The organism is Paraburkholderia strydomiana (genome assembly GCF_031456815.1).
Classification (GTDB): Bacteria; Pseudomonadota; Gammaproteobacteria; order Burkholderiales; family Burkholderiaceae; genus Paraburkholderia; species Paraburkholderia caledonica.
In genome coordinates this window covers 731,694-745,536 of sequence record NZ_JAVDVL010000001.1, presented here as the reverse complement: position 1 = coordinate 745,536, position 13,843 = coordinate 731,694, and the positions used below count along the sequence as shown (strand labels likewise).

Here is a 13,843-nt window from a genome sequence, read left to right as displayed (position 1 = left end):
ACGCGGAGGAGATGCGCAAAACGCGACGGGACACGAAGCAAGGCTTGAAGACGAGGCGCAGCCCGTTGCGTGCAAACCTACCGTAGTTGATATGGTAGGACAACGAAACGCAAAGGCGAAGAACGTGGCCGAGCGGCGGCGACTATTCGCGACTCCATGCAAATGCGATCCGCGCTTCTAGCGCTTCTAGCGCTTCTCGCGGTTCCCGAATCATGGACTCGTGATTGTTTGTTTGATTTGAGTCTGCAGGTCCACCAACGGTGTCGCGGTCACTGTGGCGGCGACGCTTTCGGATTGGGGCAATAACCCGGCGAACGCAGCAATTCCGGTCGCGCATACCGCAACGAATGCGATAGCGCCAATGACGACGATTGCGTTGCCGTACGTCGGTTTCGATTGCACTGAGTTTGCAAAGAGCCGCATCATGACTGTCTCCTGGTGGCGCAGCTACCGTTTGCAACTAGTGTGCCGACAACGCTTCGAAACCGCTGACGCGCCTGCGAAGCCCGCTGGTAAAGCAACGAACGACCAGAGCGGTTCCGCAGCAGCGGCCCGTTGTTGGACTCGATCAAACACGGCGAGGTGTTGTAGCGCGCCAAAAACCAACACAACCGTTCACTGTGCTCGGTCAGAGGCGAGCGGGTCGCCCCAGCAACCATCGCCGGCTAAAACGTGGCAAAGAATCGCTTTGCGGTTTTCCCGCATGAGAGAGGTCGAATAATCACTAACGAATCGTCATCCCACGCGCTATAACGTAGTTGCAGGGCGACTATTCGTGTCGAGGGGTCCACAAAATCTATCGGCATTGCCAATGCGCACGCCAACTTGCGTCCCCGTCTCGGCCGGGCGCACTGCACTTCGTATCTTCCCAACTTTCCTGGATCACGGTCTCGGGCGATTCGACCCGCAGGCCGCAGGCGCGCTTCCTGAATCCGAAAATCGCGTGTTGGTTTTCGACTTCGCCGCGCGAATAACGAAACGGCATGAATGGATAATCCAACGCGGATCAGGAGGCAATATGAAACTAGGACGGATGGTTGGATCGGTTGCTGGGCTGCTTTTGATCGCCGGGCTGGCGCATTCGCAAGGCACGCCCAAAGCGCCTCAGGCCGCTCCGCAAGACAGCGGTCAGGTGCAGGTTTCCAACCCAAGTGCGGGGATGGAAGCGTACGGTGGCACCTCCGATACGATGGTACAAAGCGGCTCGAAACATGCCCGGCCGTGCAGAGTGAACCCGCAATGCAACATCTTCTTTGGCGGAAGCTGACAATACACTGACGGCGCGCGAGCAAACGGTGAAACACCAGGTGCTCGCGCAAAACCATGGCCGACGAGGCTGGCCGCAATGGCTCAGTCCTGTTTCACGTCTATGTTCTGGGGACCCCGATATTGGAGGTCTCTCGACTTACCCGATGCGAACCATTCCAACCGCAGCAGGCCCGCGAGTCCGCCATGGCCTTGTAGCGAGGCATTGTTCGGTCTGCAGCAATTGTGATTTCACCCTATGGGTATAGAAAAAGGATAGGCGCCGTCTACACTGACTCTTGTCAACGGCGCGTGTCTCACCGATTCGCGCTGCCTCAGAATCGCATCGGAGAGTCATCATGAAAAGCAAACTTCTTGCAGCTGTGCTCGTCGCCGTCACTACTTCGTTTGCCGCTCCTGTGTTTGCCAGCGGCTATGGTCCTGCGCCTTCTTACCGCCCTTCAGTGGGGGCGCCTGCTTCGCAACGGGGCCCAAGTGCCCAGACGGTTGCAGCGGAACGCAACAGTGCAGCTGGTTCTGTCAATGATTCGTATGGCGGCGTAGCTGCGTCCTCTTCGGAATCCGGCGGCCGTCAAACTGCCGACTCTGTCGGCCATGTGTACTCGGGCCATTAATCTGCAAGCCGTCTGCTAAGCGAAGCTGTCACGAGGTGTCGAAATGTTGAAAATTATCGAAGGTGCATTGTTTGTCGGCGCGCTGATGCTGTACCTGGTACCCGCAATGATCGCCGACGCCAGAGAACGCGAGGACGCGTTCGCGGTGACCATGGTGAACATTCTGCTGGGATGGACGGTTATCGGTTGGTTCGCAGCGTTGGTATGGGCGAGGCATCCGGTCAGTAACCGGCAACTGAAGCAGTTCGCGAGACGGGCGCAACGCGCGGTCGCACGAGTCACCATCGATGCAATCGTCGCGCGGGCGAGCGGTCGCGCCAGTTCGATACCCATGTTCAATCCTCGCCTGGTACCGGTTGTCGCGCGCATTGCCGCAAGCACTAATCGCCGCGAAAGGCACTAACGATTGCGGCGGATCATGCGCTGTCCGCCGAATTCTTTCGAAGCCGGACGGCGGTCCGACCGCCGCCGTATTTCGTGTCAACGAGGAGCCCGCTAGTGCAGTAAGCGGGCATTGCGTCGACTCTAATTATTTCGAGTGCCATCACGGCGATCGTACTGACGCCGAATCCAAACGCGTTCGCGCAAAAGCGGCGTGGACGAAGCTGGCAACGAGCCCTCCAGCGGCGCCTCGACCTCCGGGCACGCAACTGACGCCTCAAGCCAGTCGCCCGTTAGTGCATCGGTTTTTGAGTAGACGCCGCAAATGCGAGCCGCTGAACGATCACTTGACTCGCGGCAATCCCTGCTCGGCCAAAAATCTGATTCTAGCCATCACTCCACAGTTTCGAGCGTAGGACCTTCGTCCGATATGCTCGCGCCGCCTTCGCTCGCAACAATTTGAGGAAGGGCTCCGCGCAAAGACGGGACAGCGAGCACTCATCAGCGATGGGAGAAGTTCATGAATAGTCAGATCAGATGTGCGTTGATTTGCGCGCTGATATCCGGGCTCATGGGCTGCGTGCAACCTCATCAGCAGGTGGAAGCCGGCGCGGATCAGTCGACGGCGATTGCGCGGCTCGGCCCGCCCAAGGAGACCTACAAGCTGCCGGATGGCGGCCAGCGGCTGATGTGGCCGACGCAACCGATGGGCACCACGACGACCGTCGCGGATATCGACGCGTCCGGCAAAGTGGTGAGCATGCGTCAGGTGCTGCAGGAGAGCGAGTTCTATCGCGCGGAGGTCGGCAAGTGGACGCGCGACGATGTGCTCATCAACTTCGGGCGCCCGTTCGAAACCGCGCGCTTTCAGAGAATGCAGCGCGACGTGTGGTCGTATCGCTATCTGGAGAACAATATTAATCACATGATCTTCCACTTCTATTTCGACGACGCAGGCATATTGCGGCAAACGCAGAAGGCACCCGATCCTATGTACGACAACACGCGACGCGGACGGTTTTAGGCGTCGATCGACTCGCGGCTCGCGAAGTCAAGCTGGGGGAGATCGGTCCAAAGTCCTATTGCCGCGGCTGCGCGCGGCGGCGATAGTCGTTCTGAACGGGCTATGACCAGCGTCGCCGGTGTCGCCGCGCGCGGCACATCGACTGTCGCAATGCACGGGAGGAATCGTGGAGCGTACGCACGAGAAGTATCAACGGCTTATCGCGTTTTGCCAAAGCCAGCCGCCGTTAACGACTGCCGTGGCGCATCCATGCGATCGCGCATCGCTCGAAGGCGCCGTGGAGGCGGCGCAGATGGGGCTGATTGCGCCGCTTCTCGTAGGTCCGCGCGAGCGCATTGGCGCCGTCGCCGAAGAATGCGGGCTGCAGATAGCCGGCTATCCGCTGATCGACGTGCCGCACAGTCACGCGGCGGCGGCGAAAGCCGTCGAACTGGTGCGCGAAGGCAAGGCTGAGGCAATCATGAAGGGCAGCCTTCACACCGACGAACTGATGGCCGCCGTCGTCCACCGCGAGGGCGGCTTGCGCACCGAACGGCGTGTGAGCCACTGCTTCGTGATGGACGTGCCGGGGCACGCAAACGCGCTGATCATCACCGATGCCGCGATCAACATAGCACCGACGCTCGCCGAAAAAGCCGACATACTGCAAAACGCGATTGATCTCGGCCATGCGCTTCGCGTGGACGAAGTGCGGGTCGCGATTCTCTCGGCAATGGAGATCGTGAACCCGAAGGTCCCGTCGACGATCGAAGCCGCGGCGCTCTGCAAGATGGTTGATCGTCATCAGATCACAGGGGCGCTCGTCGACGGGCCGCTCGCGCTCGACAACGCAATCGACCTCGAAGCGGCGCGCATGAAGAAGATCGATTCGCCGGTTGCGGGGCGCGCCAATGTTCTAATGGTGCCCAATCTCGAAGCCGGCAACATGCTGGCAAAAAGCCTTTCGTTTCTAGCCGGCGCGGACGCGGCGGGCATCGTTCTCGGCGCGCGCGTGCCGATCATCCTGACGAGCCGCGCCGATTCGATTATCACGCGGCTCGCGTCGTGCGCGGTCGCGGCGCTGGTGGCGAGCAAGGGCCGCGAAGATCGGCTCGTGGTGTAGATCATGGCCGACGTCATCCTGGTACTCAACGCTGGATCGTCGAGCATCAAGTTCAGCGCCTTCGATGCGCAAACTGCCGAGCTCGCCTGTGTGCTGCGAGGTCAGATTGACGGGCTTTTCAGTTCACCGCACTTCGCTGCCTTCGATGCGGCCGGCGCGCAGGCCGGCGCTCACGCGTGGGGCGACGGCGCGAGCCTGGACCACGCCGGGGCGATCGCGCATATCGCCGACTTCTTGCGCGGACACCGCGAAGGCCATCGCCTCACGGCGGTCGGGCATCGCGTCGTGCACGGCGGCGCGCGTTTCGTCGCACCGGTGCTCGTCGATGCAAGCGTGCTCGCGGAACTCCACACGCTGACGCCGCTTGCGCCGCTGCATCAGCCACATAACCTGAAGCCGATCGCAATCATCGCGGAGCGCAATTCGGCGATGCCGCAAATCGCCTGTTTCGACACGGCCTTTCACGCAACGCAACCCGAACAGGCGAAGGCCTTCGCGCTGCCCGCTGCAGTTACCGAACGCGGCGTACGCCGATATGGCTTTCACGGACTGTCGTATGAGTACATCGCCAGCAGGCTGCCGGAGATCTCGCCGGCAGCCGCGGCCGGCCGCACGGTGGTCGCGCATCTCGGCAATGGGGCGAGCCTGTGTGCGCTGTCGGCATGCCGCAGTGTCGCGACCACGATGGGTTTCACGGCGCTCGACGGCCTGATGATGGGTACGCGCTCAGGCAGCCTCGACCCCGGCGTGATCCTGTATCTGCTCAACGAACTGAACATGACCACGCGGGAAGTGGAAAACCTGCTGTACTCGCAGTCTGGTTTGCTCGGCGTTTCCGGCATTTCCGGCGACATGCGCGTGCTGCTCGCGAGCGACGATCCTCGTGCCCGCTTCGCCGTCGAACTGTATGTGTATCGGATCTGCCGCGAGCTTGGCTCGCTGATCGCGGCGCTCAAGGGCATCGACGCATTGGTGTTCACGGCAGGCATCGGAGAGCATGCGACACAGGTTCGGCAGCGTATCGGCGAATACGCGCAGTGGTGCGGTATCGACATCGACTCCGACGCAAATCAGGCGAACGACTCGTGCATCAGTACACCCACTAGTCGGGTCGGCGTGTGGATCGTCCCGACCAACGAGGAACTGATGATCGCCCGTCACACTCGCGCCCTGATCGGCAACTGAGTACACGAGAAGCACACAAGAGAAACGCGCACGAGAAGAAGAGGCCGTATATCGAGTCACTGGGCGGCGGGCTTCGCAGCGTCGATCTTCATGCCGCTCTGCGTGTTCATGGAGAAAAGACCGGATGTATTTTGAAACGTATCGCGAGCCCTGCGCCTGTCGCTACTGCGGAGAGAGAGATGCTGCGGCTGACTGTATGGTTCACGCTCCTCATCTCGTTGAGCGCGAATGCGGCGGTTCATCTGGACTTCCACGATGAGTCGCCGGATGCTGCTGCAGCCGGGTCGGCTTCGCGCCAACGCGGCGCTGTCGATATCGATGAAATCCTGCGGCAGTACGGGATCAACCAGGGTTCGACCAAAGCCCGCATCATCTTCGAGTGGTTCGACAAGGTAGCGCGCGACCCCGTTATCGGTGCCCGTGTGCCAGGCGGCGCACCGGCGCTCGTTCATGTGCTGCTCGATCCGGAACAGCGTGAAGCCATGATGTCGAGTGGCCTTGCACGTCTCACGCCGGCCGACCGATCGCGCTACCTCGTGCTGCTCACCCGTGTGCTCGACGAACTGGTCCCGGTCAATTGTTTTGGGCTCGTCGACATCGTAACGATAATGAACCGCGTCACGATCGCGCAGATGTCCGACGCCCAAGCGGAGCTATACCTCGATCTTGTCTACAAGATCATGGTGAGCAGCGGTTCGGCGGCGCCGGTACGCGTGCCGACGCGGGAAGAATACGCGGCAGCGTCCGAGGCAATGTCTCGTGCCGTGGTCATCGAACTAGGCGGCGATCCGGCCAATGTCGATCGGTATATGGCATATACAGCGAATCCTTCCACTGCAACCCCGGCCGATGTCTGCTGGATGACAAGAGTGACGCTGCATGCTCTCGCGAGAATGCCGGCTGCCGAGCGCGATGTCATGCTACTGCCAGTATTCATCGGACCGCCTGCGGCATCGCTGGCGGATCCCGACGATCAGCGACCCGCGCAGATGCCTTTTCCCGCTTCGGCCAGCCCGCCGGGCACGACGATGCCGTGATGGAGCGTCTGAACAAGTAGGCGCTGTACGGCGGCGATATTCCCGCCACGTCGGCGCATTTTGTCTATTCTGAATTCGACATGTGCCCCGCCGACTTTGGGTGCTCGAATAAGCAAGGCAAACGTCATACGCCGCACGAGGCGTGTGTTTCGGAACCAGGAAGCAATGGCCCAACATACAGGAGTGTGCAATGTGCGTTCTGTACGCTGTGTGCTGGTTCGTACTGGGCGCGGACAGACTTACAGTCGATCGGACGATGCATGTACTGCGGCTCCATGGGCGACGCCGGGCGTCGTTGGCATGTGCAGCCATAGCCTTCAGCGTTTTGCCTTGCCTTTCGTTTGGGCAGGACCTTCCGGGCCGCTCGTCGGGACCGGCTGTGGTCGGGGGTAACGTGAAACAGCACGCGGACGCCGTGCTCGCCGTCATGAGTTATACGACTGTTCCGGACGTCACGACCAGTAACCTGGCGGTTAATAGCGGCACTACCGGCAATCCCAGCTTCGGCCAGACACAGCTTGGCGGCGGGTTCACGTTAAGCCGGTCGTTTCCTTTGTACATGGAGGGCACGCTCGCCTACAGTCGCTACGATCCGGTGTTCGTCGCGTCCGACGGCTCGGCACAGCGTCCGGTGCCGACAAAATGGAATACGTTCAGCGGCACGGTCGGCATCGGCTGGGATTTTCGGATCACGAATGAACTGGTGTTTCGTCCGATCCTTAACGGAACGCTAGGCCGCGTTTCCAGCGATCTGAAGGTCGGGCAAACGATCTTCAATCGCGCCACCGATGCCAACCTCCAGTTTCTCGACAACGGTTCGCTGGACGCGTATGGCTACGGCGGGTCGCTGATGCTCGACTATGAGCGCTACCGTGACAACTACGAAATCGACGCTGAGTTGCGGGCCACGGACATTTATTTGCGCAGCTTCGGCGGTTCGTCCCAGGCAGTGCAGGGTTCCGCCATGGCGCAGCAAGTCAGCCTGTGGACTCGCTGGCGCGCGCCTACCGGATGGCATGCGTTGGACCGGCCAGTCCGCTATGTGCTCGAAGCGGCTTACTCACATTATTTCGGCGAAAGCGCGGGTGTGCTGGGGTTCAACGACCTCACCTCGTTGGGCGTCGGCCTCGAACTCGACAGCAGCCGGTATCCGGTCATCATCACCAGGACGCGCGCGGTAGTGCGATATGTGTTCGGACACAATGTGCATGGCGTGTCGTTCGGATTTGCGGTGAGCTTCTAGTTCGCCTGCGGCGTGCGGCGGCGGCGTGCGGCTGATTGCCGGCAAGGACAATATCTAACTCGTGGCGACCCAATATGCCGTTCGTCATACCGATCGGAAAAGGAGATGCTGATGCGTGCCCACCGCTGTCTGCCTGTGTTCGTTTTTCCCTTGCTGCTTGCCGGCTGCAATACGCCGCCGATTCCTCCTGGCAAGTCGGTCGATATTCCGACCGCCCTCGAACAGGTCCTCGACGGATTGTGCAACTTCAGGAAGCAGGAGGCGGCGCGCAAGCGGGACGGGGACGTCGATATCGACACCGTCACCGTGCAGCTTGACCTGACGATCGATGGTTCACGCAATCCGCCTGTCGCGGTCGCGCCGGATATCCAGTTCATTCCGACCGTCAGTTACGGACAGATGATTACGGCGAACAGAGGAAGCACGCTCACCATTGCGCTCAAACACAAGGGCACAGGCAGTTGGGGCACTGGCGACTGCAATGCTTCCAAATGAGAACAGCGTAGAAACCGCGGTTCAAGCGGCGGCGTGGGAACGCGTGCGCGTTGCCACGCTTCGAAGGGCCTGCCGCATTGGATGACAGCATCGCGACGCGACTCAAGCCTGGCCGCGACTATCGACTAGAAGCGATAAGTCACGCCGATCTGCAGGACCGGATAGATTTTGTAGCGCTCCACCGTATTGCTGATTTTCTGTTCCTGCTCGTCGATGTTTGCCTGAGTCGTGAACATCGAGTAAATGGCGGGCACGTTGTAGTGCGTGCGCGGACGGCCGTAGGCAACGCCCAGATCGAACGTCAGGCCGAAGCCCTTGGAAACCGGCTTATGTCCATAGCCGATCCCGACATACGGCATTACCCGCGGCAGCGTGACCGTGGCCGAAGGCGCGGCGCCCACGGCCGGCACGTAGTCGTCGCCGATCTTGTAGTTGCCGTCCGCATTGGGCACGGCGTGAGCCGAAAGCTCGTTGTCGTTGATCAATGCGCCCGCCGTCAGGCGAAAACCGCTTGATTGGAACGGGAACACGTCGAGATAAAGACCGCCTTGCAGCAGCTTGAGATGGCCGTCGTATTTGTTCTGGTCGACGTTGACCGAATGCGAGAAGCCAAGACCTTCGAATTCCGCATGCACGCCCGCCCATGAATTGAGCGGCAAAGCCGCGCCGATGCCCGCGCCGAGCGTGCCGCCGTGTACATAAATCTCCTGCGCGTGCGCCGTGCTTCCGAAGACCGCCAATGCGGCCATCGCGACGAGAGCCGTATTCTTTACCTGCCGTTTCACCTGTCCCACCACTTGTCTCCCGACACGAACCAATTGCATGGCGAGGACTTTACGATTTCATCGCGAGGTTCAAATGAATGAACAGCGGGGGATTGTGGCGGCTCTTCGCGCTCAAGTATGGCGCTTTGCCGGAAGCGGAAATAATGCCCCGTAACTTGTTCCGAACCGGCGATTAAAGCGCGTTGCCTTGACGGATTAACCCCGTTTTAAAGGGCTATTCGGCAAATGAAACGAGCGGGCGCGCTTCGATAATCAACTCATTGAAGCCTTTCAAATCTGGAGTAGTGATGTCTGTTTCGAAAACGTTCCGCTCATCTGGCGCCGCGGTTGCGGTCGCTGTCGCCGCAGCCGCCGTTCTCGGCGCATGCAGCGGCGGCTCGGGCGGCAGCAGTGGCGGCAGTAACGTGCTGAAGTTGTCGTCGGCGGTGCAGAGCGAGCACGTCGCAAGATATGCGGGCGCGTTCGGCATGTTGTCGGGCCCTGGCGTCGCGGCGATCTATACGTCGGTCGTGCAATCGCTGCTGACGGGCGTGACGGCGGGCGCGGGCAACACCATGACCTCGTGTCCGGCGAGCGGCTCGATCAGCGTCCTCGCACAGGGTGCGGGTGTGAGCGGACTGCAAAGCGGCGAGACGGCGACGGTCGGTTTCAATCAATGCGTAGGGCAGGTGAAGGCGCCCGGCGTGTCGGACAGCGCGTCGATTACCGGCACCGTCAGCGTGCAGATTCAGAACGTGCACGGCATTGTCGGCAACGCATCGAACGACTGGTCGTACAGCGCGATCGAAACGGCCAATGCGTTGACACTGGTGTCGTCGAACGGCAAGACCGTTGTCAACGGCACGGTCAGCTACACGATGAGCTACAACGCGGCCACCGGCATCACGACGACGATCGCGAGCAGCCCAACGGTGACGCTCGATCGCAACCAGACGGCCGGCTCCGGCAGCATCAGCGGAAAGATCACGATCACGTCGCTGACGTATTCGCGTGTGCATGGCGCCGATCCGGTCACCGATACACTCGCGACCAGCGGCGACATCAGCGTGAACGCCGCCGACGCGACGATCGCGTTCGCCGTGTCCACGCCCACGCCCGTCAAGGTCAACGGCGGCAAGGTCACTGGCGGCGTGATCCAGTTGTCGACGAGCGACACAGTGGAGACCATCACGCCGAAAGACGAGTCGAGCGTGACCATCACGGTCACGTCGAACGGAAAAACCGGAACTTACACTGAGACCGTGGACGACTTCCGCTCGCTCGCGGGCGCCTGAGCGAAAGCGTGGCTGAATGCGCGCGCTGCGAGAGCGCGCGCGGGGCAGGCGCGTGGCCGCGCCCGGCGTGACTTTACTGCTTGATGCCTTCGGCCTGAATGTGCAGCGTGGTCTGCATCTTGAAGCCGTAGGTCTTGCCGAAGTCGACGCCGAAGTCATCGCGATTGAATGTTGCGGTCGATTCGGTGCCGCAAACTTCGCGCTTGAGCATCGGGTTCACGAAGCACTTGAACGACTCGATCTTCAGGTTGACCGGCTTGGTCACGCCATGCATGGTCAGCGTGCCGATCACTTCAACCGGCTTGTCGCCGTCGAAGCGGATTTGCGTGCCCTTGTAGGTTGCGGTCGGGTACTTCGCAACGTCGAAGAACTTGTCGGTGACCAGTTCGGAATCGAGCTTGTCATTGCCGATATCCACCGAGCTCATGTCGATCGTCACGTCGACCGTGCCCGTCTTTGCCGCGCGGTCGAGCACAACGGTGCCGCTGCTCTTCTTGAACTTGCCGCGCCAGATCGACACGCCGCCGAAGTGATCGGTTTCAAAGCTCGGGGCCGTGTGGGTCGGATCGAGCTGGTAAGTGTCGGCGGCCATTGCGTTGAACGACAATGCGGCGGCGAGAGCGCCGGCGGCGATCAGAAATTGTTTCTTCAAGATGTTCTCCAGGTTTCGAAAAGTGCTATGAGGCTTGCGGTTTTACTTCGGTTTTTTTAATCACTTCTTCGAAGCGACGAGGTGAAATTTGATGACGACTTCGTCGGCTACGACCGACGTGTCCTTCCATTCGCCAGTGCCGACGTCGAACTGGGAGCGTTTGATCGGCAGCGAGCCGTCGAACGTCTGCGTCGGGCCCTGGCTTGCAATCGTGACGGGCACCACCACGGTCTGCGATTTGCCCTTGATGGTCAGCTTGCCGGTGATCTTGTACTGATTGCCGCCCGCCGGTGCGATCGCGCTGGAAACAAACGTTGCGGCCGGATACGTGGCGCTGTCGAACCATTCCTTGCCTTGCGCCTGCTTGTTGTAGTCGTCCGCGCCGAGGTCGTAGCTGCCGGTGTCGATCGACACGTTCGCGCTTCCCGCGGTCGGCTTCGCCGGATCGAACGACAGTTGCGCAGAGAACTTTTTGAACTTGCCGTCGACAGGCACGTTCATTTGCTTCGTCGTGGCAATGACGGTGCTTTTGCTCGTGTCGACGTCGGCATGCGCGAGGCCCGCACCGAAGAGAGAAAGGGCGGCGACGCCGGCGAGAATGGAGTGATGGAGTGTGTTTTTCATGGTGATACGCATCCTATCGAACCCGTGCGCGTTCATTGCGCACAGTGAAGAATTTGATTGCCAACAGGCTGTAGCGAATGGGCGCCGATGAGTGTCATTTGAGGAACGGAATCATCCGCGCGAGCAGGCCGTCGCGGTCGACAAACTGGTGCTTCAGCGCCGCCAGCACGTGCATGGCGACCAGCGCGAGCAGCGTGTAATTGAGCAGCACATGCACCGTGCGCAGCGTCGCCTTGAGCGCCGGATCCGGACCAATGAAGGTCGGCAGCGGCACGATGCCGAGATACACCACCTGAATGCCCGCCGCCGAACTGTAGAGGTAGCCCGACACCGGAATCGCCAGCATCAGCAGATACAGCAGGCCGTGGACGACGTGCGCCGCCGCCTTCTGCCACGCGGGTGTCGCGCTATCCAGAGCCGGTGCGCGATGCGTCGCTCGCCACAAAACGCGCGCCACGGCGAGCATCAATACGGTGACGCCGATCCATTTGTGCCATGAGAAATACTTGAGCTTCGTCGGCGTGAAGCCGGGAATGTCCGTCATGATCCAGCCCAGATAAAAGCCGCCGACGATCAGCACGGCGATCAGCCAGTGCAGTGCGATTGCGGCGCTGTGGTAACGGCCTGTATCAGTGTGGCGGGATATGTCGTTCATTCGCGTCGGTCATGCGTCGTGGCAGTGAGTGCGAATAGTAGGCAGGTCAATAGAGCCTGAATAGGCGGGGGCGCGAGAACACATTGTTGTACTGGTAACGGTAATGCGTGCTGGCTCGCGACTTGCAACGTCGGGCGAGGCAAGCGGAGGCGGGGCCGAGTTGGGGTATCCTGCGCACCGGGCCTTGCCCACGTACAACCATCCATTCAGGGCTTTCGTTGTGACTTCGATTTTCCTTTCATGGGGTATTGCCGCCTTTGCGACGGCCGGCGTGATCGCCCGTCCTTTCAAATGGCCGGAAGCGGTGTGGGCGGTGGCCGGCGCGCTGCTGCTGGTCTCGCTCGGCCTGTTGCCGTTGCATCTCGCGGTCGAAGCCGTCGGCAAGGGCACTGACGTCTATCTGTTCCTGTCCGGCATGATGCTGCTTTCCGAGGTGGGACGCCGGGAAGGGCTGTTCGACTGGGTCGCGGTGCTTGCCGTCAACCATGCGCAAGGTTCGCCGCGCAAGCTTTTCATGCTGGTCTATCTGGTCGGCGTGGTGATTACCGCCTTTCTGTCGAACGACGCCACCGCGGTCGTCCTCACGCCGGCTGTGTTCGCCGCCGCGAAGAAGGCGAAGACGGACCCGCTGCCGTTACTGTTCGTGTGCGCGTTCATTGCAAACGCAGCCAGCTTCGTGCTGCCGATCTCCAATCCGGCCAATATCGTGCTGTACGGCAATCACACGCCCGCGCTCGTGCCGTGGCTGATGCGCTTCGCGTTGCCGTCGCTGCTGTCGATCGTCGCCACGTATGCGCTGCTGCGCTGGACCCAACGCAAGGCGCTCGCAGGCAGCTGCGAGGCGAATCTCGAGCCGCTTCAGCTTTCGTCGAGCGGACGCGTGGCGCTCGCCGGCATCGCTGTGACCGCCGTCGTGCTGCTGGCGGTATCGGCGTTCGACATTCAGTTGGGGCTGCCCACTGCGATACTCGGCGCGGCGACCGCGCTCGTCGTGCTGATCCAGGAGCGCAAATCGCCGCTGCCGATGATCCGCGAGATATCGTGGAGCGTGCTGCCGCTCGTGGCCGCGCTGTTCGTTCTCGTCGAAATGCTCGATTACACCGGTGTGATCAGCACGCTGGCAGAGCTAACGCGTTCGGCGGCCGCGCACAACGAAATGACAACCGCCGGCTGGGCCGGCAGCGCCATCGCGATCGGCAGCAATCTGATGAACAATCTGCCGGCCGGGCTGATCGCCAGTTCCACGGTGATGCAGGCGCATAGCCCGGAGCGCGTGATCGACGCACTGCTGATCGGCGTCGACCTCGGACCCAACATGTCGATCACCGGTTCGCTTGCGACGATTCTCTGGCTCAACGCAATCCGCCGCGAAGGCGAGGACGTCAGCTTCGGGAAGTTCCTGAAGGTCGGCGTCGTGGTCATGTTGCCCGCGCTGGTGCTCGCGCTCGGCGCGCGGATTCTGATCGGCTGACGCACGGCTCGCCGCGAGGGCCTGTGAAGGCCGCC

General features: G+C 61.1%; 16 protein-coding genes. 11 read left to right on the top strand and 5 right to left on the bottom strand.

Going from position 1 to position 13,843, the window contains the following annotated elements:
- Nucleotides 1-210: 210 nt before the first annotated feature.
- Nucleotides 211-426, bottom strand: coding sequence for a hypothetical protein (locus tag J2W46_RS03375; RefSeq protein ID WP_020066440.1), 216 nt, complete (start codon nt 424-426; stop codon nt 211-213).
- Nucleotides 427-811: 385 nt separating this feature from the next.
- Here J2W46_RS03375 and J2W46_RS03370 point away from each other — a divergent pair, with 385 nt between their 5' ends.
- From J2W46_RS03370 to J2W46_RS03330, 9 genes are all read left to right on the top strand, one after another.
- Complete coding sequence (locus J2W46_RS03370) at nt 812-1,267, top strand: hypothetical protein (protein WP_310351286.1); 456 nt, start codon at nt 812-814, stop codon at nt 1,265-1,267.
- Between the two features lie 337 nt (nt 1,268-1,604).
- Nucleotides 1,605-1,880, top strand: a complete 276-nt coding sequence (locus tag J2W46_RS03365; protein WP_084690047.1) for a hypothetical protein — start codon at nt 1,605-1,607, stop codon at nt 1,878-1,880.
- A 43-nt stretch (nt 1,881-1,923) separates the two neighbouring features.
- Complete coding sequence (locus J2W46_RS03360; RefSeq protein WP_204521774.1) at nt 1,924-2,283, top strand: superinfection immunity protein; 360 nt, start codon at nt 1,924-1,926, stop codon at nt 2,281-2,283.
- 498 nt (nt 2,284-2,781) lie between these two features.
- Nucleotides 2,782-3,285, top strand: a complete 504-nt coding sequence (locus J2W46_RS03355) for a hypothetical protein (protein WP_087753455.1) — start codon at nt 2,782-2,784, stop codon at nt 3,283-3,285.
- 166 nt (nt 3,286-3,451) lie between these two features.
- Entirely contained in the window at nt 3,452-4,387 is a 936-nt protein-coding gene (locus J2W46_RS03350; protein WP_310066401.1) for a phosphate acetyltransferase, read from the top strand.
- 3 nt (nt 4,388-4,390) lie between these two features.
- The gene (locus J2W46_RS03345; RefSeq protein WP_310351281.1) at nt 4,391-5,572 is read left to right on the top strand and encodes an acetate/propionate family kinase; all 1,182 of its coding nucleotides are present in this window, start codon (nt 4,391-4,393) and stop codon (nt 5,570-5,572) included.
- Between the two features lie 179 nt (nt 5,573-5,751).
- Complete coding sequence (locus J2W46_RS03340; RefSeq protein WP_310351279.1) at nt 5,752-6,609, top strand: hypothetical protein; 858 nt, start codon at nt 5,752-5,754, stop codon at nt 6,607-6,609.
- 256 nt (nt 6,610-6,865) lie between these two features.
- The gene (locus J2W46_RS03335; RefSeq protein WP_143266588.1) at nt 6,866-7,852 is read left to right on the top strand and encodes a hypothetical protein; all 987 of its coding nucleotides are present in this window, start codon (nt 6,866-6,868) and stop codon (nt 7,850-7,852) included.
- Nucleotides 7,853-7,963: 111 nt separating this feature from the next.
- The gene (locus J2W46_RS03330; RefSeq protein WP_310351276.1) at nt 7,964-8,347 is read left to right on the top strand and encodes a hypothetical protein; all 384 of its coding nucleotides are present in this window, start codon (nt 7,964-7,966) and stop codon (nt 8,345-8,347) included.
- Nucleotides 8,348-8,472: 125 nt separating this feature from the next.
- Here the strand turns inward: J2W46_RS03330 and J2W46_RS03325 are convergent, their stop codons facing one another.
- On the bottom strand, nt 8,473-9,171 hold the full coding sequence (locus tag J2W46_RS03325; RefSeq protein ID WP_374726801.1) for a hypothetical protein: 699 nt from the start codon (nt 9,169-9,171) through the stop codon (nt 8,473-8,475).
- Between the two features lie 248 nt (nt 9,172-9,419).
- Between J2W46_RS03325 and J2W46_RS03320 the strand changes: the two genes are divergently transcribed.
- A complete protein-coding gene (locus tag J2W46_RS03320; protein ID WP_310351273.1) occupies nt 9,420-10,406 on the top strand; it encodes a hypothetical protein in 987 nt (328 codons plus the stop codon).
- 73 nt (nt 10,407-10,479) lie between these two features.
- On the opposite strand, the gene J2W46_RS03315 is transcribed toward J2W46_RS03320, so the two are convergent.
- From J2W46_RS03315 to J2W46_RS03305, 3 genes are all read right to left on the bottom strand, one after another.
- Entirely contained in the window at nt 10,480-11,058 is a 579-nt protein-coding gene (locus J2W46_RS03315; RefSeq protein ID WP_020066430.1) for a YceI family protein, read from the bottom strand.
- Nucleotides 11,059-11,118: 60 nt separating this feature from the next.
- Complete coding sequence (locus tag J2W46_RS03310) at nt 11,119-11,682, bottom strand: YceI family protein (protein ID WP_087753604.1); 564 nt, start codon at nt 11,680-11,682, stop codon at nt 11,119-11,121.
- A 94-nt stretch (nt 11,683-11,776) separates the two neighbouring features.
- Nucleotides 11,777-12,337, bottom strand: coding sequence for a cytochrome b (locus tag J2W46_RS03305; RefSeq protein ID WP_310066409.1), 561 nt, complete (start codon nt 12,335-12,337; stop codon nt 11,777-11,779).
- Nucleotides 12,338-12,557: 220 nt separating this feature from the next.
- Here J2W46_RS03305 and J2W46_RS03300 point away from each other — a divergent pair, with 220 nt between their 5' ends.
- The gene (locus J2W46_RS03300; protein WP_310351270.1) at nt 12,558-13,808 is read left to right on the top strand and encodes an arsenic transporter; all 1,251 of its coding nucleotides are present in this window, start codon (nt 12,558-12,560) and stop codon (nt 13,806-13,808) included.
- The last annotated feature ends 35 nt before the right edge of the window (nt 13,809-13,843 follow it).

What these genes read in the sequence shown, in the direction of transcription:
- J2W46_RS03375 (WP_020066440.1), bottom strand. Translation starts at nt 426, where the DNA reads ATGATGCGGCTCTTTGCAAACTCAGTGCAATCGAAACCGACGTACGGC.
- J2W46_RS03370 (WP_310351286.1), top strand. Translation starts at nt 812, where the DNA reads ATGCGCACGCCAACTTGCGTCCCCGTCTCGGCCGGGCGCACTGCACTT.
- J2W46_RS03365 (WP_084690047.1), top strand. Translation starts at nt 1,605, where the DNA reads ATGAAAAGCAAACTTCTTGCAGCTGTGCTCGTCGCCGTCACTACTTCG.
- J2W46_RS03360 (WP_204521774.1), top strand. Translation starts at nt 1,924, where the DNA reads ATGTTGAAAATTATCGAAGGTGCATTGTTTGTCGGCGCGCTGATGCTG.
- J2W46_RS03355 (WP_087753455.1), top strand. Translation starts at nt 2,782, where the DNA reads ATGAATAGTCAGATCAGATGTGCGTTGATTTGCGCGCTGATATCCGGG.
- J2W46_RS03345 (WP_310351281.1), top strand. Translation starts at nt 4,391, where the DNA reads ATGGCCGACGTCATCCTGGTACTCAACGCTGGATCGTCGAGCATCAAG.
- J2W46_RS03340 (WP_310351279.1), top strand. Translation starts at nt 5,752, where the DNA reads ATGCTGCGGCTGACTGTATGGTTCACGCTCCTCATCTCGTTGAGCGCG.
- J2W46_RS03335 (WP_143266588.1), top strand. Translation starts at nt 6,866, where the DNA reads ATGCATGTACTGCGGCTCCATGGGCGACGCCGGGCGTCGTTGGCATGT.
- J2W46_RS03330 (WP_310351276.1), top strand. Translation starts at nt 7,964, where the DNA reads ATGCGTGCCCACCGCTGTCTGCCTGTGTTCGTTTTTCCCTTGCTGCTT.
- J2W46_RS03325 (WP_374726801.1), bottom strand. Translation starts at nt 9,171, where the DNA reads ATGCAATTGGTTCGTGTCGGGAGACAAGTGGTGGGACAGGTGAAACGG.
- J2W46_RS03320 (WP_310351273.1), top strand. Translation starts at nt 9,420, where the DNA reads ATGTCTGTTTCGAAAACGTTCCGCTCATCTGGCGCCGCGGTTGCGGTC.
- J2W46_RS03310 (WP_087753604.1), bottom strand. Translation starts at nt 11,682, where the DNA reads ATGAAAAACACACTCCATCACTCCATTCTCGCCGGCGTCGCCGCCCTT.
- J2W46_RS03305 (WP_310066409.1), bottom strand. Translation starts at nt 12,337, where the DNA reads ATGAACGACATATCCCGCCACACTGATACAGGCCGTTACCACAGCGCC.